At 57.8% G+C, this 17,544-nt stretch carries 19 protein-coding genes; 8 read left to right on the forward strand and 11 right to left on the reverse strand.

Annotated features, from left to right (window positions below):
- Positions 1-6 precede the first annotated feature (6 nt).
- The 5 genes from Q0932_RS04605 to Q0932_RS04625 form a co-directional block, all read right to left on the reverse strand.
- Positions 7-1,431 carry a DEAD/DEAH box helicase gene (locus Q0932_RS04605; protein ID WP_299350094.1) on the reverse strand — a complete coding sequence of 475 codons (1,425 nt, stop codon included), beginning with the start codon at positions 1,429-1,431 and terminating at the stop codon, positions 7-9.
- Positions 1,432-1,641: 210 nt separating this feature from the next.
- A complete protein-coding gene (locus tag Q0932_RS04610; protein WP_299350096.1) occupies positions 1,642-2,601 on the reverse strand; it encodes a glycosyltransferase family 2 protein in 960 nt (319 codons plus the stop codon).
- Positions 2,598-3,359, reverse strand: a complete 762-nt coding sequence (locus Q0932_RS04615; RefSeq protein ID WP_299350098.1) for a hypothetical protein — start codon at positions 3,357-3,359, stop codon at positions 2,598-2,600. Before Q0932_RS04615 ends, Q0932_RS04610 begins: the two co-directional genes overlap by 4 nt.
- A gap of 46 nt (positions 3,360-3,405) precedes the next feature.
- Positions 3,406-5,013 (reverse strand): peptide chain release factor 3, encoded by a 1,608-nt coding sequence (locus tag Q0932_RS04620; RefSeq protein WP_299350099.1) that lies wholly within the window; start codon positions 5,011-5,013, stop codon positions 3,406-3,408.
- A 54-nt stretch (positions 5,014-5,067) separates the two neighbouring features.
- Positions 5,068-6,093, reverse strand: coding sequence for a Hint domain-containing protein (locus Q0932_RS04625; protein WP_299350101.1), 1,026 nt, complete (start codon positions 6,091-6,093; stop codon positions 5,068-5,070).
- A gap of 144 nt (positions 6,094-6,237) precedes the next feature.
- Between Q0932_RS04625 and Q0932_RS04630 the strand changes: the two genes are divergently transcribed.
- The 3 genes from Q0932_RS04630 (at position 6,238) to Q0932_RS04640 (ending at position 9,335) form a co-directional block, all read left to right on the forward strand.
- Entirely contained in the window at positions 6,238-7,017 is a 780-nt protein-coding gene (locus Q0932_RS04630) for an SDR family oxidoreductase (protein WP_299350103.1), read from the forward strand.
- A 20-nt stretch (positions 7,018-7,037) separates the two neighbouring features.
- The gene (locus Q0932_RS04635; protein ID WP_366141383.1) at positions 7,038-8,150 is read left to right on the forward strand and encodes a DNA alkylation repair protein; all 1,113 of its coding nucleotides are present in this window, start codon (positions 7,038-7,040) and stop codon (positions 8,148-8,150) included.
- Positions 8,151-8,252: 102 nt separating this feature from the next.
- A complete protein-coding gene (locus tag Q0932_RS04640) occupies positions 8,253-9,335 on the forward strand; it encodes an ABC transporter ATP-binding protein (RefSeq protein ID WP_299350107.1) in 1,083 nt (360 codons plus the stop codon).
- A 13-nt stretch (positions 9,336-9,348) separates the two neighbouring features.
- On the opposite strand, the gene Q0932_RS04645 is transcribed toward Q0932_RS04640, so the two are convergent.
- Entirely contained in the window at positions 9,349-10,008 is a 660-nt protein-coding gene (locus Q0932_RS04645) for a YafY family protein (RefSeq protein WP_299350108.1), read from the reverse strand.
- Between the two features lie 205 nt (positions 10,009-10,213).
- On the opposite strand from Q0932_RS04645, the gene tatA reads away from it, so the two are divergent.
- From tatA to Q0932_RS04665, 4 genes are all read left to right on the forward strand, one after another.
- The gene (tatA, locus tag Q0932_RS04650; RefSeq protein WP_299350110.1) at positions 10,214-10,432 is read left to right on the forward strand and encodes a twin-arginine translocase TatA/TatE family subunit; all 219 of its coding nucleotides are present in this window, start codon (positions 10,214-10,216) and stop codon (positions 10,430-10,432) included.
- Positions 10,433-10,453: 21 nt separating this feature from the next.
- Positions 10,454-10,993, forward strand: a complete 540-nt coding sequence (gene tatB / locus Q0932_RS04655) for a Sec-independent protein translocase protein TatB (protein WP_299350112.1) — start codon at positions 10,454-10,456, stop codon at positions 10,991-10,993.
- Positions 10,990-11,961 (forward strand): twin-arginine translocase subunit TatC, encoded by a 972-nt coding sequence (locus Q0932_RS04660; protein WP_299350114.1) that lies wholly within the window; start codon positions 10,990-10,992, stop codon positions 11,959-11,961. The genes tatB and Q0932_RS04660 overlap by 4 nt, the downstream gene beginning before the upstream one ends.
- 117 nt (positions 11,962-12,078) lie before the next feature.
- On the forward strand, positions 12,079-12,927 hold the full coding sequence (locus Q0932_RS04665) for an ATP-binding protein (RefSeq protein ID WP_299350116.1): 849 nt from the start codon (positions 12,079-12,081) through the stop codon (positions 12,925-12,927).
- Positions 12,928-12,941: 14 nt separating this feature from the next.
- Here Q0932_RS04665 and Q0932_RS04670 read toward each other — a convergent pair whose 3' ends face one another.
- From Q0932_RS04670 to Q0932_RS04685, 4 genes are all read right to left on the reverse strand, one after another.
- Positions 12,942-14,138, reverse strand: a complete 1,197-nt coding sequence (locus tag Q0932_RS04670) for a peptidoglycan DD-metalloendopeptidase family protein (RefSeq protein ID WP_299350117.1) — start codon at positions 14,136-14,138, stop codon at positions 12,942-12,944.
- 109 nt (positions 14,139-14,247) lie between these two features.
- Positions 14,248-14,901 carry a protein-L-isoaspartate(D-aspartate) O-methyltransferase gene (locus Q0932_RS04675; RefSeq protein ID WP_299350118.1) on the reverse strand — a complete coding sequence of 218 codons (654 nt, stop codon included), beginning with the start codon at positions 14,899-14,901 and terminating at the stop codon, positions 14,248-14,250.
- Entirely contained in the window at positions 14,898-15,680 is a 783-nt protein-coding gene (gene surE, locus Q0932_RS04680) for a 5'/3'-nucleotidase SurE (RefSeq protein WP_299350120.1), read from the reverse strand. Before surE ends, Q0932_RS04675 begins: the two co-directional genes overlap by 4 nt.
- 150 nt (positions 15,681-15,830) lie before the next feature.
- A complete protein-coding gene (locus Q0932_RS04685) occupies positions 15,831-16,475 on the reverse strand; it encodes an SDR family oxidoreductase (protein WP_299350122.1) in 645 nt (214 codons plus the stop codon).
- A gap of 160 nt (positions 16,476-16,635) precedes the next feature.
- On the opposite strand from Q0932_RS04685, the gene Q0932_RS04690 reads away from it, so the two are divergent.
- Positions 16,636-17,193, forward strand: a complete 558-nt coding sequence (locus tag Q0932_RS04690) for a thermonuclease family protein (RefSeq protein WP_299350124.1) — start codon at positions 16,636-16,638, stop codon at positions 17,191-17,193.
- On the opposite strand, the gene Q0932_RS04695 is transcribed toward Q0932_RS04690, so the two are convergent.
- The gene (locus Q0932_RS04695; RefSeq protein WP_299350126.1) at positions 17,190-17,444 is read right to left on the reverse strand and encodes a hypothetical protein; all 255 of its coding nucleotides are present in this window, start codon (positions 17,442-17,444) and stop codon (positions 17,190-17,192) included. The two genes, Q0932_RS04690 and Q0932_RS04695, sit on opposite strands and share 4 nt — an antisense overlap.
- Between the last annotated feature and the right edge of the window lie 100 nt (positions 17,445-17,544).

Here is a 17,544-nt window from a genome sequence, read left to right on the forward strand (position 1 = left end):
AGTTTCTTAACCGGTGCGACGCTCGTCAAAGCTGAGCGCGATAAAGCTGGGCATATGATCGCCCATGCCGACAACCTTGTTGTTGTCGCCGCGTCCGCGATCGGAACGTCCCCGGCCACGACCACCGCCTGATTTTGGCTGCTTGGTCTCTTCGCGCCGCGGTTTAGCTTCGGTCTTGGCTTCAACGGGCTGCTCCACGACCTCTTCTTTGGCTTTGCGCGGCTTGGCCTTGGCGGGTGCCTTCTCCGGCTTTTCTTCGTCCGATTTGCGGGGCTCCGAAGGTTTCACCGGATTCTCGACCCGTGGAATTTCCTTTTGGATCAGCTTTTCAACCGCATCAAAGTTCTTTTCGTCACGCGGCGTGCAGATGGTAAAGGCTTTGCCGTCACGACCTGCGCGGCCGGTGCGGCCAATGCGGTGGACATAGTCTTCGGCATGGCCAGGTACGTCAAAGTTGAACACATGGCTGACGCTTGGAACATCCAGACCGCGCGCGGCAACGTCTGAGGCAACCAAAATGCGCAATTCGCCGTTGCGGAATGAATCCAGCGTCTTAGTGCGCTGGGATTGGTCCAGATCACCGTGGATTGGGGCCGCATCATACCCGTATTTCTTCAACGATTTCGCGGTGATATCCACGTCCGTCTTGCGGTTACAGAAGATGATCGCGTTGGTGCAGGCATCGCCTTCGTTTTCGATCAACGCCCGCAGTGCTTTGCGCTTTTCGCTGCCTTCGCGGTCGCGACGGCTGGCTTTGAACATCAGAACCTGCTGTTCGATGGTCTCGGACGCGGTCGCTTGGCGGGCCACTTCGATGCGGGCCGGAGCCGACAGGAAAGTGTTGGTAATGCGCTCGATCTCAGGCGCCATCGTTGCTGAGAAGAACAGCGTCTGGCGCGTAAAGGGTGTGAGCGAGAAGATCCGTTCGATGTCGGGGATAAAGCCCATATCGAGCATCCGGTCAGCTTCGTCCACCACCATGATCTGAACGCCGGTCAGCAACAGCTTGCCGCGCTCAAAATGGTCCAGCAAACGGCCCGGTGTAGCGATCAGAACGTCAACGCCCCGGTCGATCAGCAGATCCTGCTCCTTAAAGCTGACGCCACCGATCAACAGCGCCTTGGTCAGCTTGAGGTGTTTGGAATAGGTGTCAAAGTTCTCAGCCACTTGCGCCGCGAGTTCGCGGGTGGGGCAGAGTACAAGGCTGCGCGGCATGCGGGCGCGGGCGCGGCCACGCGCCAGAAGCGACAGCATCGGCAGGGTGAAACTGGCGGTTTTGCCTGTCCCGGTCTGGGCGATACCCAAAACGTCTTTGCCTTCAAGTGCCGGGGGAATCGCCCCAGCCTGAATTGGGGTCGGAGATTCATAACCCGCTTCGGTGACGGCTTTCATCACCTTTGGGTTAAGGTTCAAATCGGAAAATTTTGTCATGTGTATCCGTGGTTTACGGACACGTCCGGCCCGTAGCGTATGGTGGGGTCGGGCCCGTTCGGCCCCGCGGTTTGCCGCAGTTGCGACCCACGGGCGGTGTGTAACGAAAAACCCCATGGGGGTCAATCAAAGCCCGGATTTCATGGGGGATTGTCCCTTTTCCGGCAACACTTGGCCGGTTTGGGAGAGATTTACGCGCGAATTTGCCCGTTACTTGCGCCAATCAGGGAAAATGCGTTTGCGCTTGGCATCAAGATCAAGATGGAGAACCCGCAGCAAATCATGTTGCCGCAAGCTTTCGAGCAACTCGGGACGCGCCAGGCAGACTTCGTCAAAGAAGCGCCGAAGGGCGGCCTCGCCACCATCCTCGATCAGGAACGAAAACAAGTCGTGCATCGAGAGGCCACCCGACCCGGCGTCGCGCGTGGGGTTCAGGTCACTGCGGTAAGAGCCCTTGTCCAGACGATAATCAAAGACTTTTTGCCAGCTGGCCCAATCCGTGATGTGCATGTGGCAGAGGTCGATACCGTGAAGCGCCACTTGTGGTGCGATTTCTTCGCCGTCGATGGTGCCGCGGTGGATACGGAACATCAGCGGACTTAAACCCGTGCGGACAAAGATTTTCCCGATGAAATGGCTGACAAAACCGCCTCGCATGTACTTGCCGAAACTCGGGTAGAGCTCTTGCTCTAATCTGCGCCGATCGACATCATTGCTCATCCAGCCTTTGCAATAGGTCGCGCTCGGGTCCAGACCATCTTGGCCGTCCGTGGCTAGCGCCTCTGCGGGATGCACACGGGCGCAGACCACGTCCGGGGCCAGATCCTCAAGCATTTCGTGCACAGGGCGATTGGGGCAGAGAAACTCATCCACGTCGATGTGTAGCAACCAGTCAAGGTCAGTCACAGTGGCATAGGTATGGGTGGCATTGACCGTCTGGCGGACCTGATGTTTCGCGGGCTTTTGGCGACCGCGGGCGGCCCAATAGTCGCCGTCTGTGCGTGTGACCGTAACTTGGGGGTGGGCCGCAAGTGCGGCCTCAGCGCGGGGATTGTGGTTGTCGAGATAGATGAACAGGTGATCCGCGCCCAGATCCAGATGGTAGGCCACGAAACTCAGCACCTCGCGGGCAGGGGCCTTGATCGTCGCAACGATCCCCCAGCGGGTCATGCCAGGCCTTTCAGCTTCATGCGCGCCTTGCGCATGTGTTTGATCCGTCGAAACACTGTGCCGGGATCGGCGTTCAGCTCTTCCATCAGGTGGTTGGCAAGCGGTGCGATGCCCATGTCCGTCAGGGCCAGCTCCCACACAGGTGCGATGATATTGACGTCCAACCCGCCCTTGTTCAGGGCAAACTTGTCCATCTGCATCGGCAGATTAGCCCGGATACGGTTGGCAAGCTCAAAAGGAACTTTGGGATCCAAGCCACTGTAAAGGCGCTCAAATTCATAAAGCTTCATCATGCCGAACAGCATGCGCAATGCCTGACCAACCTGTCGCTGAACGTCGGTTGCGCCGTGGTCTGCAAAGGTCATGATCGAGGACACTTTCCAGCGCATATCAAGCGCGTCAATCAGGTGCTCATGTTGCTCTTGCCACAGGCGCAGAAACAGCGGTGCCGCCTGAGTGGGGCCGTCTTTCTTGCGCAGGTTGGCGATCAGCATGGCGTTGAGATAGGCCAGTTCCGTGTTGCCAACGAATTCTTCGGCAATGGCACGACGTTTGGTGGCCCAGCTTGAGCCTTTCATCGGCTCGCCTTCCTTCCAGGCGGTCGCAGTGTCTGGCACGATACGGGCCTTGAGGGCTTCAAGATCAACGCCCAAAGGCGGCAGGTCTTCTTTGTAAAAGACAAAGGGTTTGCGGCGCACATTGTAGCGCTCGCTTAGCCCGATCAGGCCGTCGGAATAGGTCAGTGGATCGCTCGACATGCCGCATGATTGCACGGAGGTTTGCGCCGTGCAATCGCCCAGTGGGTCAGGCCATCATTTCCTTGGTGGCGGTCAGTTTGACGTCAGGATAATCGCGTTCTACCCGATCGATATCCCATTGCAGGCGGGTAAGGTACACCACGTCGCCATCATGGTCATAGCTGATGTGCTGCTTGTTCGAATCTGCAAATTTTTCAACTTCTTGTCGCTCGCCGCTCACCCAGCGCGCGCTGGTGAACTGGCTTTGTGAAAAGCTTACGGGCAGCCCGTATTCCAGCTCAATCCGGCTGGCCAGGACTTCGAACTGCAACTGTCCGACAACACCGACAATAAAACCCGAACCAATCATCGGTTTAAAAACCTTGGCGGCACCCTCTTCTGCAAACTGCATCAACGCCTTTTCAAGGTGCTTGGCCTTGAGCGGGTCGCCTGCACGAATGCCCTGCAGTAGTTCCGGCGCAAAAGACGGGATGCCAGTCACACGGATTGCTTCGCCTTCGGTCAGCGTATCGCCGATACGCAATTGGCCGTGGTTGGGAATGCCGATGATATCGCCAGCCCAGGCCTCTTCCGCCAGTTCGCGGTCCGAGGCGAGGAACAGGACGGGGTTCGAAATTGCCATTGGCTTCTTGGTGCGCACATGGGTCAGCTTCATGCCGCGTTTGAAGTGGCCGGACGCCATGCGCACAAAGGCAACACGGTCGCGGTGTTTCGGGTCCATGTTGGCCTGAACCTTAAACACGAACCCGGCAACCTTGGTTTCTTCCGGCGCGATCTTGCGGGGTTCTGCCGATTGCACCTGTGGTTCGGGACCAAAATCGCCAATTCCGGTCATCAACTCTTGAACGCCAAACGAGTTGATCGCCGAGCCGAACCAGATTGGGGTCATATGGCCCTCTAGGACCGCTTGCGGGTCAAGCTTGGGAAGCAGTTCACGCGCCATCTCAACCTCTTCAAGAAGTTGTTCTAACAGGTGTTCAGGCACATGCTTAGCCAGGTTGGGATCATCCAGCCCTTTGATTTCGACAGATTCAGCGACGACGTTCCGGTCAGACCGGTCCATTAGCTCCAACCGATCATTCAGCAGGTCATAACAGCCCATGAACTCGCGCCCCACACCGATAGGCCAGGAGGCAGGTGTCACGTCGATGGCGAGGTTTTCCTGAATCTCGTCGATAATCTCAAAAGTGTCGCGGCTTTCGCGGTCCATCTTGTTACAGAAGGTGAGGATCGGCAGGTCGCGCAGGCGGCAGACTTCAAACAGCTTTTGTGTCTGGCTTTCCACGCCTTTGGCCCCATCGATTACCATCACGGCCGCGTCCACAGCGGTCAGCGTGCGATAAGTGTCTTCGGAAAAGTCCGAGTGGCCGGGCGTGTCGACAAGATTGAACCGGTACTTGCCAAAATCGAACGACATAGCCGAGGCCGAAACCGAAATACCGCGGTCTTGTTCCATCTTCATAAAATCTGACCGCGTACGGCGTGCTTCACCTTTGGCGCGCACCTGTCCGGCCATCTGGATGGCGCCACCATACAGGAGAAACTTTTCCGTCAGGGTCGTTTTGCCCGCATCCGGATGCGAGATGATCGCAAAAGTGCGGCGGCGGGCGATCTCTGCCGGCAGGTCGGGGCGGTTCGGTTTCACGTCTAACATGTGCGCCGTATAATCGGGCGGGCGCAGGGGGGCAATACCAGTGATCGGTGTGGATTACTTGGACGAGGCGCGGCGCAAAAGCTCAACCGCGTCGGGCCGGTCAAGCAAGGTCTCGTTGACCTCATAAGCCTGATGGCGCGGACCGGAGTTGTGACCGGTCTGACTCTGGGTCAAAGCCTCTTTCAAGTCTTCAGGCAAAACCGGGCGGGTGCGGTGATCTGCTTCCATCGTTTCTGCCGAGATACCTTCGGCAAAAATGATCTGGTGTGTGTCAAACAACAGCTGGAAATAGTCGACATAGCCACCTTCGGCGATGCGCACAGTGTCACCGTTCACCAAGTGACGCGCCCGCACCAAAAGTTCAGAGCGTCCGGCACCAATATGATCGTGACGCTGATAGATGAAAAGACGGTGATCGGGGCTGACGCGAAGATCACCGGCGTTGTTCAGCGTGCCAGCCTTGATATGGATGGGGGCAAACTCGCCCGTAGCGCGCATGGTCACATGACCGACCCAACGAATTTCCTGAGCACCATCATCGCGGGTTAGAACGCGATCACCCGCGCGCAGCTTTTCGACCGGGCATTGTTCACCGGTTGCCAGCGTGATGCGGGTGCCACGCGTAAAGCTGACGCAAGCCATTTGGGCCATGCGAATACGTGCTGTGGCACGATCAATGCCAACAAGGGAATAGGGCAGTTTTTCACTCAATGGACTGAGAGGGGCGGCATAAATCTCGGTAATGTGCCCGTCTGCGTCGACCTCAACCAGAACAAGGATTTCAATGGTTTCACCCGTGGGCGGCATAACGGTCAGAACGCTGTCTGCGACAAGCGCTGCATTCGCGCCCCCCAGAGCGCTGTCTGATGCGATCCGGTAAATATCTGCTTCGCCCACCTGAATGGACAGGCTTTGCAAAGGTGCGTCATAATTCAGTTCGTAAACATCATCGGGCACCAGCTCTTCTGCGAAAGACAGCGTATCCCCAAGGTTTGCCCCATCCGTCACGCGCAACTGTTCGGCCCGGTAAACGGGCAACCGTTGCGACGGCTGGGATGCGGAAGGAAGGCTTTGGGACATTGGGTCTATTTCGTGGTTTGGTCTGGTTGCTTTGACCATAGCACAGAAAATGTGGCGCTTTGTGGCCTGTGCTTCGGCAATTTGCTGGCTCTGAGCTAAAAATGTGATTTACATGTGCAGAATTCAAGGAACAGGAGCGATATGATGGATTTGGGGATCAAAGGAAAGCGGGCATTGGTCTGCGCGTCATCAAAAGGGTTGGGATTGGCCTGTGCCACGGCTTTGGCCGAAGCGGGCGTTGATCTCGTGATGAACGCCCGCGGGTCAGAGGCGCTGGAAGCCGCCGCCGCCGATCTGCGCGGCCGGTTTGGTGTCTCAATCGACACTGTGGCCGTGGATGTGACCAGCGAAGAGGGGCAGGCCAAGCTGATCGAAGCCGCCCAAGGCGTTGATATTCTTGTGAACAATGCGGGTGGGCCGCCTCCGGGCATGTGGACGGATTGGGATCGTGACGACTTTGTCAGTGCTTTGGATGCCAATATGCTCACCCCAATTGCGCTAATGAAAGCGCTGGTGCCTGGAATGATCGACAAGGGTTGGGGGCGTGTTGTAAACATCACCTCGCAATCGGTCAAAGCCCCGATCGCGGTTCTGGGTCTGTCAAACTCGGCGCGTGCCGGCCTGACGGGGTACGTGGCTGGCATGTCGCGGCAAGTGGCACCCAACGGCGTTTGCATCAACAACCTCTTGCCCGGAAGCCACTCGACCGACCGCATTGACGGATTGGACACCGGTGTTGCCGCAAAGTCCGGCATCAGCTTTGACGAGGCACGTGCCGCCCGCCAAGCCACGATCCCTGTCGGGCACGATGGCAATCCGCGTGATTTTGGTGCCACCTGCGCCTTTATGTGCTCACAGTTTGCGGCCTTTATGGTGGGGCAAAACATCCTCTTGGATGGCGGAAACGTGAACGCGACATTGTAACGATGTCGCAAGGTTTTTCTTTGAAAGATCAGCTGTTTAATGTGGAAACCTTAAGCGATTTGGCGGCAGAATACTCTGCCGCCATTTCCGATTTTGATGGGGCAGCATTTCACCGCCAAGTGGTTGCGGGGCTTCAAGGGCGCGAATTGATGGAGCGTCTTGACTGGATCGCTGATTGTATCGAAGCGCGTTTGCCAACGTCCTTTTCAAACATGGCTCTGGCACTTGAGGCCGCGATGCCTGCTGAATTGGATCCGAGCTTGCAGGATGATGATTTTGGCCGATTTATCCATGCGGTACCGGGTATTCTGGCCGTGCGTCATGGGTTAGAGGCACATCGGGATCGCGCCTTGGACCTCATTCATGCGGCGACGAAACGGTTCTCGATGGAGTTTTACATCCGACCGTTTTTGAACCGATGGCCCGAGGAAACCTTTGCGCGTTTGGACCGCTGGGCAAGGGATGAAAACTACCACGTGCGCCGATTGGTCAGCGAAGGCACACGCCCCAAGTTGCCCTGGGCCAAGGCGATCACCACAAGTCCTTTGGATGTTCTGCCTTTGTTGGACCGTCTTCACGCTGATCCAACGCGTTACGTCACGCGGTCGGTCGCGAACCACCTGAATGATATTGCCAAAATCAATCCAGAAGCCGTGCTTGAGCGGCTTGCCTCGTGGCAAAAAGCCGAAGAGCAAGACGCGAAAGAGCTTCAGTGGATGACCCGTCATGCGCTCAGAACACTGGTGAAGCAAGGCCATCCCGGCGCGCTTGAAATGATGGGATATCGCGCTGATGCTGATATCCGTGTGGATCGTTTTGATCTGGGTTCAGACCATGTCGTCATCGATCAGTCTTTGGCCTTTGATGTCACTCTTGCAGGTCCTGTTGGAACGCCAGTGCTTGTGGATTACGTGTTGGGGTTTCATCGCCCAAGCGGCACGGAAGGGCGCAAGGTTTTCAAGCTGAAACAATCGGTTATTGGGAAAGATGGCACTCTGGCGCTGGCCAAATCTCATCGTCTCAAGGGAAATGCGACCACGTTTAAGCTGCATCCCGGACCGCATAAGGTGGCCTTGCAGGTTAACGGCCGCATTCTGGCTGAGCGTCCGTTTGACCTTGTGCCAGCTGATTGAGACGTGCTGGCGGCCCGCCCAAACCCTTGCAGCTTTTTGGGGGGGCTGGTAAGGCTTCTTAAAATTCCGATGGTTTTCATCGGACATTAGCGTGAGGCAGACGTGGCAGCAGGACCCCCCCGGCTCGAAATCCGGAATTTGAAACGGCGGTTTGGCGACCGGGACGTGGTCAACGATGTCTCGCTGACCATTCAACCGGGTCATGTGACCTGTCTGCTTGGGCCCTCTGGCTGCGGCAAATCCACGACATTGCGGATGATTGCCGGCGTCGAAATGCAGGACTCAGGTGAGATCTATGTCGATGGCAATCTGATCTGTGACACAGTGTTTCGGGTTCCGCCCGAACGTCGCCATATCGGTCTGATGTTTCAGGATTTTGCGCTGTTCCCTCATTTGACTGTGGCCGACAACGTGGCTTTTGGCCTTAAAGGGACCAAAGATTCCAAACGCGCGAGGGTCGAGGAATTGCTGTCCAAAGTTGGCCTGAGCTGGGCTGTGGATAAGTTCCCGCATGTTCTGTCTGGCGGTGAGCAGCAGCGCATTGCACTGGCCCGCGCCTTGGCGCCACGCCCGCGTATCATGCTTATGGATGAGCCATTCTCGGGGCTGGACAATCGCCTGCGAGATGACATCCGCGATGAGACCCTGTCGGTGCTAAAAGAAGAAGACACCGCCGTGCTGCTGGTCACCCACGAGCCGGAAGAGGCCATGCGCATGGCCGATGAAATTGCTTTGATGCGCGACGGAAAGATCGTTCAACAGGGGGCGCCCTATAACATCTACAACGCGCCAATCGACAAGGCTGCTCTGGGCTTTTTCAGCGATATCAATGTGATCCGCGGCGTAAGCAATGGTGCTCTGACTGAAACACCCTTTGGACGGTTCCTCACCCCAGGGCTTAAAGACGGCGAAGATGTCGACATCGTCATCCGTCCTCAACACCTGAAATTGGACTTTGATCGGGGCGGCAAAGGACCTGCGCCAACGCCAACAGATGGTGTGGCAGCACGAGGCATTGTTGAGCGCGCGCGCTTTATGGGCAACGAAAGCCTTGTAGAGTTCCGCATGGATTATGACGGCTCAATGCTGAAAGTGACGGTCCCAAACGTGTTCCTACCAGCGGAAGGAACGCCCTTGTGGCTTACGATCCGGCGCGACCGGTGTTTCGTTTTTCCTGCGTCCTGAATTTCAAGCAGTTTCAAATGCCTGAGGCGTAATCCTCAAGTCTTTTTCCGGGTTCGTCGACAAACAAGCCGGGCAAAACCTGCACGTTCTCAAACTGGTCTGCACGCAGCGTGGCAAAGCTGTCTTGCGTATCGCACCACACAAGGCAGGTCCAGACACGCCCCCAGTAGTCCAGCTTAAGAGGTCGCACATCCCGTGTCGCGCCGTCCTGCATCGCTATGCGCAGTTTCTGACGCATGCGAATGGCATTGCGCAAGACGCCTAGAAACCTGAACCCATGTGCGGCATCGGCGAAGGGATAGATCGCAAAGCCAAAGGATTTCGGGGCGCCATGGCGGTCTTCGGGTAGAACCGCGTCGATCTTGGCGCTTAGGCTTTCGGCAGCGTCTTTCAATTCGCCCTCCACACCGTTACCGACCGCCGCCAACCCCAGATGCAGGGCCTCAAGTTCGGTCTCGGTTAGATTCAGTGGGGGCAGGGTGATGGCAGCCCTCGCAGAGTAGCCGAGGCCACGTTCCCCTTCGACGGGAACCCCGCTGGCGGCCAGCGTGTCCATATCGCGGTAAATGGTGCGCACCGACACGCCAAGGTCGCGGGCAAGGTCTTCGGCCCGGTGCAAACGGCCATCTTTCAGGATCTGGATCAGGTCATATAGGCGGTCTGAACGTTTCATCAGGTGATTCTCTGTTGTTTTTTGCCCATTACTGACAAAAACCTGTCAACTGACAAGCTGTTGACATCGCGCACGCCGAAAACCGCCGAAAAAGGGTGGGATTGGGCTGATTTGGCGCTTTCCGTTCCCTCTGTGACGATTTATCTAGGTCAGGTCATTTAACCGGGGCCCGCGCAACGCGGTTCCGACGCTAAGGAGAACCATCATGGGTTTGGGAAATATTGGCCTGCCGGGCCTTCTGCTGATCGCTGTTGTTGTACTGGTCCTGTTTGGACGCGGCAAAATCTCGTCGCTGATGGGCGAAGTGGGCAAAGGCATCACGTCGTTCAAAAAGGGTATCAACGAGGGTCAGGAAGAGCTGGAGCAGGAAGCTGCCGACGCCGCCAAGGACGTGACCCCAGAAGAAGACAAAGACAAAGTCTAATACCTAAGGGGCTGAAACGCCATGTTTGATCTCGGGATGACCGAGCTTCTGGTGATCGGCATTGTTGCGCTGATCGTTGTGGGGCCAAAGGATTTGCCGGTACTGTTCCGGCAAGTCGGAAAGTTTGTCGGCAAGGCCAAGGGAATGGCGCGCGAGTTTTCCAGCGCCATGAACCAGGCCGCCGATCAGGCGGGTGTCAAGGATGTGACCGATACGCTGAAAAGCACATCGGATGCCTTTAGCAAAGCCGCGAACCCGATGAAGGCCACGCGGGATGCTGCCAATGACGCGCTGAAATCAGTCACGGATCTCGGGATTGACCCCACAAGCAACACTGGAAAACTGGCGGCGGATCGCGCTGAAAAGGCCAAGAAAATTCAAGAGGCCACGGCCAAAAAGGCGCAAAAGCGTCTGGACGCCGAAGAGCAAGCGCGCCTGGACGCCGAAGCCAAGGCCGCTGAAGAGGCCGCAGCAGAGGCCAAGGCCCGCGCTGAAGCTGCGCGGGCGGCGACAGCAGAGGCAGCAGACTCTGAGGATACGACCTCTAAGGGCAAAGCATGAGCAATACAGAAGAGATCGAAGACAGCACCGCGCCGCTGATCGAACACCTGGCTGAACTGCGCACCCGGCTTATCCGCTCGGTGCTGGCATTGGTGGTGGGGATCAGCATCTGCTTTATCCCAATTGGTGGCGATTTCATCGCGGTTCATATCCTGAACTTCTTGCTGTCGCCGATTGAGCAATCCCTGCGCGCCTTGGGTGATCCGTCTCCGACGCTGCAATATACCTCACCGCAGGAATACCTGTTCACGCTTTTCAGAATTTCGATGGTGTTTGGCTTTGCGATGGCGTTTCCGGTCATTGCCTTTCAGATGTGGCGCTTTATTGCGCCGGGCCTGTATCGCAATGAAAAAGGCGCGTTCCTGCCGTTTGTAATCGCTTCGCCGTTCATGTTTATCCTTGGTGCGAGTTTTGCACACTTGGTTGTGACACCCTTGGCGATGGCCTTTTTCCTGGGCTTTGCTGACGTTAGCTCGATCTTTGCCAATCTCTTGTCTTCAGCCACGCCAGACGTGCCTGCAGACGCCGTGGTGGTCCCCGAAACCCAAGAGGGGATCAAGGTCACTTTCTTTGGTAAGGTCAACGAAAGCCTTGATATTACGCTGAAATTCATCATGGCCTTTGGCCTGTGTTTCCAGCTTCCGGTGCTGTTGACGCTGATGGGCAAGGCCGGTCTGGTCAGCGCTGCAGGCCTTGGCAGCGTGCGCAAATACGCGATGGTTGGCATTTTGATGCTGGCCGCATTGGTGACGCCTCCAGATGTGGTGACGCAGCTTATTCTCTTTGTTGTGGTCTATGGCCTGTACGAGATTTCGATCTTCATGGTCGCACGAGTCGAAAAGGCTCGGGAAAAGAAATTGCGGGCCGAGGGGCTGTGGTTCGACGATGATGATGACGAGGACGAGGACGAAGATCCTTTGATGAAAGAGTTTGACGAGGACGAGGCTGACGAGACGCCCAAGTCCTGATCTGCCAAGCATTGAGCGAAACAGCGCGTCGGTTCTTCCGGCGCGCTTTTCATTTGGTGCCCCTCTTGTTGGACGCCGCAGAACATGCTTTGAAGCGCAGGCAGTACGGAGACGACCATGACCCAAGATGCCCTTGAACGTATCGCCAATGCCCTGGAACGCATGTCACCTGCGCCGCTTGGTGCACCGGACTTTACCGGGGCTGAAGCCTTTGTCTGGCATGTGGACCCTGATCGGCTTGAACCTGTCACGCGGGTGAACCGGGTGGATGTGTCCTTGTTGATCGGGGTGGATCGGTCGCGTGACACGTTGCTGGAGAACACGCTGCAATTCGCACGGGGTCTACCGGCAAACAACGCCCTGTTGTGGGGCGCGCGTGGGATGGGGAAATCCTCGTTGGTGAAATCGGTGCATGCCGAGGTTCTGAAGCAGGATCTGCCGCTTAAGATTGTTGAGTTGCAGCGCGAGGACCTGCCCAGTGTGGCGCGGTTGCTGAACCTTTTGCGCGGGCGCGCCGAGCGGTTTCTGCTGTTTTGCGATGACCTCTCGTTCAGCCATGATGACCAGCACTATAAATCGCTCAAGGCCGTGCTGGACGGTGGTATAGAGGGGCGGCCAGAGAATGTGGTGTTTTATGCCACATCGAACCGTCGCCACCTGATGCCACGGGACATGATTGAGAACGAGCGATCTAGCGGGATCAACCCTTCAGAGGCCGTCGAAGAAAAGGTGTCTCTGTCTGACCGGTTTGGGTTGTGGCTGGGCTTTCATCCCTGTTCTCAGGACGAGTATCTGGACATGATCCGGGGCTATTGCCGGGCCTATGGGGTCGAGATTGACGAAGACACGCTCTGGGCTGAGGCCATTGAATGGCAAGCCACGCGCGGGGCCCGTTCGGGTCGCGTGGCCTGGCAATACTTTACAGACCTCGCGGGTCGCCGTGGAGTAACCTTGTCCGAAAGCTGAGAGGCTGGCTCAGGTCATTCGAGGTAGGGGATCGGGTCGACCGAGTCGAAGCCTTTGCGCACTTCGAAATGCACAAAACTGTCGCCTGAGGGCACTTTGGCAAGGCTTTGACCGCGCTTGACGCTGGCGCCTTTTTTCACGCTGACGTTGTCGACATTGTAATAGACTGTCATCAGGTTGTTGTCGTGGCGCACGACCACGATCTTGACGTTGTCCGCATCGGTGGTGATGGCCGCGACTTTGCCGTTTGCGGCCGCCTTGACCGCAGAGCCTGCGGGTGCCGAAATATCGATGCCGTTGTTTTTACCCTTGGAATAGGGGCGAATGATGCTGCCATCCACCGGATAGTCCATTTGAGCGGTCGAGGTTTGCGTTGCGCCGAGGTCCGGAGATTCTGGCTTATCGACCGTGGCACTGGGCTCGGGCAGCGGTTTCGTCGCGCTTGGCGGTGTTGGGGTTGGTGAGCCCTGGCCCGGCGCCGTGGTGGTTGCTGCGGCCGCGGTTCCAGCAGCACTGCCCGAACTGGGCGCTGCGGCTGGGGGAATGAGCAGGATCTGATTTTCGCGGATGGTGAAGTCGCTGTTGAGCCCGTTCCATTCGGCCAACGCGCGCGGCGTGACATTGTAAAGCCGCGAGATGGTAAAGGCAGTCTCGCCGCGTTTCACTTTATGGCGGATGGGCTCAAACCCGGTTTCACCCTTGGGGGCGTTCTTCGGAGCAGGCTGGAGCGGTTCGCTGTCAACACGCGGGGCCGCTGCGGAACTGTCGTTGATCGCGCCGCCGGCCAGCGCTGCGATGTCAACGTCCGATGGCGCTGTGACAACGCCAGAGCCTCCGGTCGCCGCCGACGGTTCCGAGACGCGATAGGGCAGGGCAATGACCTCGCCCTGGCGCAGCGTGTCTTCCGGACGGATACCGTTGTATTTTGACAGGTCGGCGACCGGCACGTCGATGCGGTTCGCCACATCGGTCAGCGTGTCGCCACGCCGGGCCACGGCAACCTGATAATTGGGATAAGAAATAATGCCGCGTTTGTCGGGGCGGGGCCGCGTTGCCGTTGCGGTCTGAGCCGCGCCAGTCGTGTCTAGGTCGGCGCCAAAGCCGCCACGCAAGTCATAATCCAGCCCGTCTTCGCAGGCGACCAATGCGCTGAGCGCCGCGCCTGCCAAAAGCACGCGGGCCATTTTCCGACTCATTACCGGATGTGCCATCTCGATGTCCTCAATTGCCAACTTACGAAAGGATTCCGCCGTTGGCGTGGTTTACTCTTTACCAGGAAACGGGCGTTTTCGCCTCTTGTAGGCTTGGGTATGCCCCAAATCAGTTGTCCGGCGCAAGCCCTTCGACCAATGGCACAAAGCGCACGGGGCGCATTTCGTCATAGTCAAAACCACTCTCGTGGCGCACCACGCGGATCATACTTTGCACTGTGTCGGACTGGCCAACAGGTACAACCATGATGCCGCCGACCTTTAGTTGTTGCAGCAAGGGCCCCGGCGGGTCCTCGGCCGCGGCGGTGACGATAATGCGGTCAAACGGCGCCTGATCTGGCAGACCAAAGCTGCCGTCCGATGTAAAAGCCGTGATATTGGCAAGGTCCATCGCCTCAAAGATCGCCCGCGCTTCGCGGACCAACCGTTTGTGTCGGTCCACCGTGTAAACGCGGCGCGCCAACTGGCTGAGGATCGCCGCCTGATAGCCCGAGCCGGTGCCCACTTCGAGAACCTTGTCACGGGGCGAGATATCCAGTGCCTGCGTCATGAGCCCCACCACCGAGGGCTGCGAGATTGTCTGTCCGCAGGCAATCGGCAAAGGTGTGTCTTCATAGGCGCGGTCGGCAAAAACACCCCGGACAAATGGCCCGCGATCGATGCGCTCCATCGCGGTCAGAACGCGCGGATCCGTCACCCCTTTGGAGCGCAACGCAAACAGGAACTGCATTTTGCGTTCGGCAAGGCTGTGGGCGTCGGTCATTCGATGGCTTTCAATGCGTCCAGAGTGTCGTGGGCTGTCAGGTCCGCGCGCATTGGCGTGACCGAGATATAACCGTCGAGATTTGCCGCCGCGTCCGTGCCGGGCGCCGTCATGATCCGTTGGTTGCCGCCTTTGATCCACAAAAAGCGCCGCCCCGACGGCGAGTTGTGCGGCTCAACGCTGAAACAGGTGTCGCGGCGAAACCCTTGGGTTGCCAGTTTTACGCCCTTGACGTTGTCAGCCAACACAGGAGGGAAATTCACATTGTAAAACAGGCGGTAATCGGCGTTTTCCTTGGGCGTGGCCGCAAGGATTTTGCGCACAGTTTCGGCCCCATGTCGGGACGCTGCCTCAAAGGGATCGTCAATGTCATAGTTTTCCGGCCCGAGGTACTGGCTGAGCGCGATAGAGGGGACGCCCTGGAGTGCGCCTTCCATTGCGGCTCCAATCGTGCCGGAATACAGCGTGTTTTCCGCTGAGTTATTGCCCCGGTTCACGCCCGACAGGATCAGGTTAGGAGGGGTGTCTTTCATCACGTCGTGGATGCCCACAAGCACGCAATCTGCCGGGCTGCCTTCGGTGGCAAATCGGCGCTCGCCCATCTTCGAGACCATCATTGGGTGGGTGTAGCTGATGCAATGCCCAACACCGGATTGTTCAAACGCAGGGGCAACGGTCCAAACCTCGCCCGCGTCACCTGCAATCTTGGTCGCAATCGCATGCATGACCGCGAGGCCCGGCGCGTTGATGCCGTCGTCATTGGTGATGAGAATGCGCATGTTTTGCCCCTGTCTGCTCTTGCAACGTGTCTATGCGAGCAGGGGCGTCGGGGCAAGCATTGGCTGAGAAGGACGAGCCTCTTCGCGAGCAGGGGTGCCCCTTGCGCCTTGGCGAGGCTGCCGAACCTTATGCGGTCCGGCCCGTATCGATCAGAGGTCCAGTTCGGTGATCAGGCGTTGGGCTTCGTCGCGCGGATGTGTCAGCGCGTCTTTGTCTTGTCCGGGGAAGAACCGCGCACGTGTGCCGGTGGGCATCTCGGCGGGCTGTACCACGGACACACGCGGTCCGGTCTTAACGCTTTCCGCCTGCCAGCTTTTGGCCAGCGCGATTTGAGCGGCCTTGGTGGCGCCGTATGAGCCAAAGAACTTGGCGCCGCCACGTGGGTCGTCAAAGAACACTGCATGTCCTGTCTCGCCCAAAAGCGGGGTCAGGAAGGGGATCAGAACGCCCATCGCCGTGACGTTGATCGCCACAGACTTGTCCCAGTCTTTTTCCGAGATGTGGCCGGCGGGTGTCAGCGGCGCGCCATGTACGGCAGCATGGACCCACAGATCCACCTTGCCCCAACGGTCATGGATCGAGCGACACAGTTGCGCCATCGCATCTTTGTTGATGATGTCCATTGGTGCCAGGGTGGCTTTGCCGCCTTTGGCCTGAATGCGGTCATCCAACTCCTCAAGCGCGCCGGTCGTGCGGGCGACGGCAACGATGTGATAGTCGGGGGCGAGGGCTTCGGCCATCGCGGCGCCAAGGCCACGCGACGCGCCCATGATAAGTGCGATCTTTTCGGTCATGCCCCCATGTGCGGCGTTCCGGTGGCAAGGTCAAGGGGGAAGCCACGCACGTCTGGGGCGCAAATGTCTGGCATCGAAAAAAATCAGGATGGCGCAGGATCACAATACTCACGTTTGCCAAGGGGCTAACTGAATGGCGTTGAGCCATCAGGAGTAATTCATGATCGAAGTCATTCTAGTAGGTGGGGTTATCATTAGCCTGACGTGGGCTGTTGTCGGCAGCCACGTCAAACCCAAGCCTCAACAGCCACGTTCAAATAGGCCGAAGCCAGCCAAACCGGAAACAAGGAAGAGGCAACAAGCGGGGCAGACTCGTGCGCGACAGAAAATCGCGCCGCGCCCTGTCCAATCTGAGCTTACGGGGCGCGTTTATGTCATTGATGGCGATACGATCGTGATCCGGGGTGCCAAGATACGTCTGGCGGGAATTGATGCCCCCGAAATCGACGAACCTTACGGTCAAAAGGCCAAATGGGCGATGGTCAGGATGTGCAAAGGACATGTTGTGACCGCAAGGCTGAATGGCGAAACAAGCTTTGACCGCTATGTCGCCACCTGTTTTCTGCCAGACGGCCGGGATCTTGCGGCAGAGATGGTGCGGGATGGGCACGCCGTGGATTTGCCTTACTTTTCTGGCGGCAAATACCGGCACCTTGAGCCTCCCGGAGCAAAGCGCAGGCTGGTGCGCTACACCTTCACCAACCAGCGCCGTGCCTAAGAAGGCATTTCCAGCGTCAGCTCTTTGCCGCCGCGCAACAGAACTACGCGGGTCTCGTCAATGCCGACCACCGTTCCGACGCTGGACTTTTGACCTTGCTTCGCAGTGATAACCCTGCCAGATGGCAGCATGATCAGTGCCCGCATTGTGGTGGCTCCGCCCATGATCCCGATCAGGGTCAGGGTGTCGCGTTTCAGCGCACCTTGCTGGGTGGCCATTTCGGCCACGGTGTTCGGGGTGTCGTTGCTCATGAGATACCTGTGTTCGCTGACCCGGATATGGGGTCGAGGCGGGCAGGTATCAGGGGGGCGCGCGGAAGAAAAGAGTGCCTGCTCCTGTCGTCGGCGGGTT

This window comes from uncultured Shimia sp. (assembly GCF_947498095.1).
In the GTDB taxonomy this organism is placed as follows: domain Bacteria; phylum Pseudomonadota; class Alphaproteobacteria; order Rhodobacterales; family Rhodobacteraceae; genus Shimia.

Bases quoted from the DNA above. Each gene is read 5' to 3' on its own strand.
- Q0932_RS04690 (WP_299350124.1), top strand. From the start codon at position 16,636: ATGATCGAAGTCATTCTAGTAGGTGGGGTTATCATTAGCCTGACGTGG.
- Q0932_RS04630 (WP_299350103.1), top strand. From the start codon at position 6,238: ATGGATTTGGGGATCAAAGGAAAGCGGGCATTGGTCTGCGCGTCATCA.
- tatB (WP_299350112.1), top strand. From the start codon at position 10,454: ATGTTTGATCTCGGGATGACCGAGCTTCTGGTGATCGGCATTGTTGCG.
- Q0932_RS04695 (WP_299350126.1), bottom strand. From the start codon at position 17,444: ATGAGCAACGACACCCCGAACACCGTGGCCGAAATGGCCACCCAGCAA.
- Q0932_RS04665 (WP_299350116.1), top strand. From the start codon at position 12,079: ATGACCCAAGATGCCCTTGAACGTATCGCCAATGCCCTGGAACGCATG.
- surE (WP_299350120.1), bottom strand. From the start codon at position 15,680: ATGCGCATTCTCATCACCAATGACGACGGCATCAACGCGCCGGGCCTC.
- Q0932_RS04670 (WP_299350117.1), bottom strand. From the start codon at position 14,138: ATGGCACATCCGGTAATGAGTCGGAAAATGGCCCGCGTGCTTTTGGCA.
- Q0932_RS04605 (WP_299350094.1), bottom strand. From the start codon at position 1,431: ATGACAAAATTTTCCGATTTGAACCTTAACCCAAAGGTGATGAAAGCC.
- tatA (WP_299350110.1), top strand. From the start codon at position 10,214: ATGGGTTTGGGAAATATTGGCCTGCCGGGCCTTCTGCTGATCGCTGTT.
- Q0932_RS04625 (WP_299350101.1), bottom strand. From the start codon at position 6,093: ATGTCCCAAAGCCTTCCTTCCGCATCCCAGCCGTCGCAACGGTTGCCC.
- Q0932_RS04685 (WP_299350122.1), bottom strand. From the start codon at position 16,475: ATGACCGAAAAGATCGCACTTATCATGGGCGCGTCGCGTGGCCTTGGC.
- Q0932_RS04610 (WP_299350096.1), bottom strand. From the start codon at position 2,601: ATGACCCGCTGGGGGATCGTTGCGACGATCAAGGCCCCTGCCCGCGAG.
- Q0932_RS04615 (WP_299350098.1), bottom strand. From the start codon at position 3,359: ATGTCGAGCGATCCACTGACCTATTCCGACGGCCTGATCGGGCTAAGC.
- Q0932_RS04660 (WP_299350114.1), top strand. From the start codon at position 10,990: ATGAGCAATACAGAAGAGATCGAAGACAGCACCGCGCCGCTGATCGAA.
- Q0932_RS04620 (WP_299350099.1), bottom strand. From the start codon at position 5,013: ATGTTAGACGTGAAACCGAACCGCCCCGACCTGCCGGCAGAGATCGCC.
- Q0932_RS04675 (WP_299350118.1), bottom strand. From the start codon at position 14,901: ATGACCGACGCCCACAGCCTTGCCGAACGCAAAATGCAGTTCCTGTTT.
- Q0932_RS04645 (WP_299350108.1), bottom strand. From the start codon at position 10,008: ATGAAACGTTCAGACCGCCTATATGACCTGATCCAGATCCTGAAAGAT.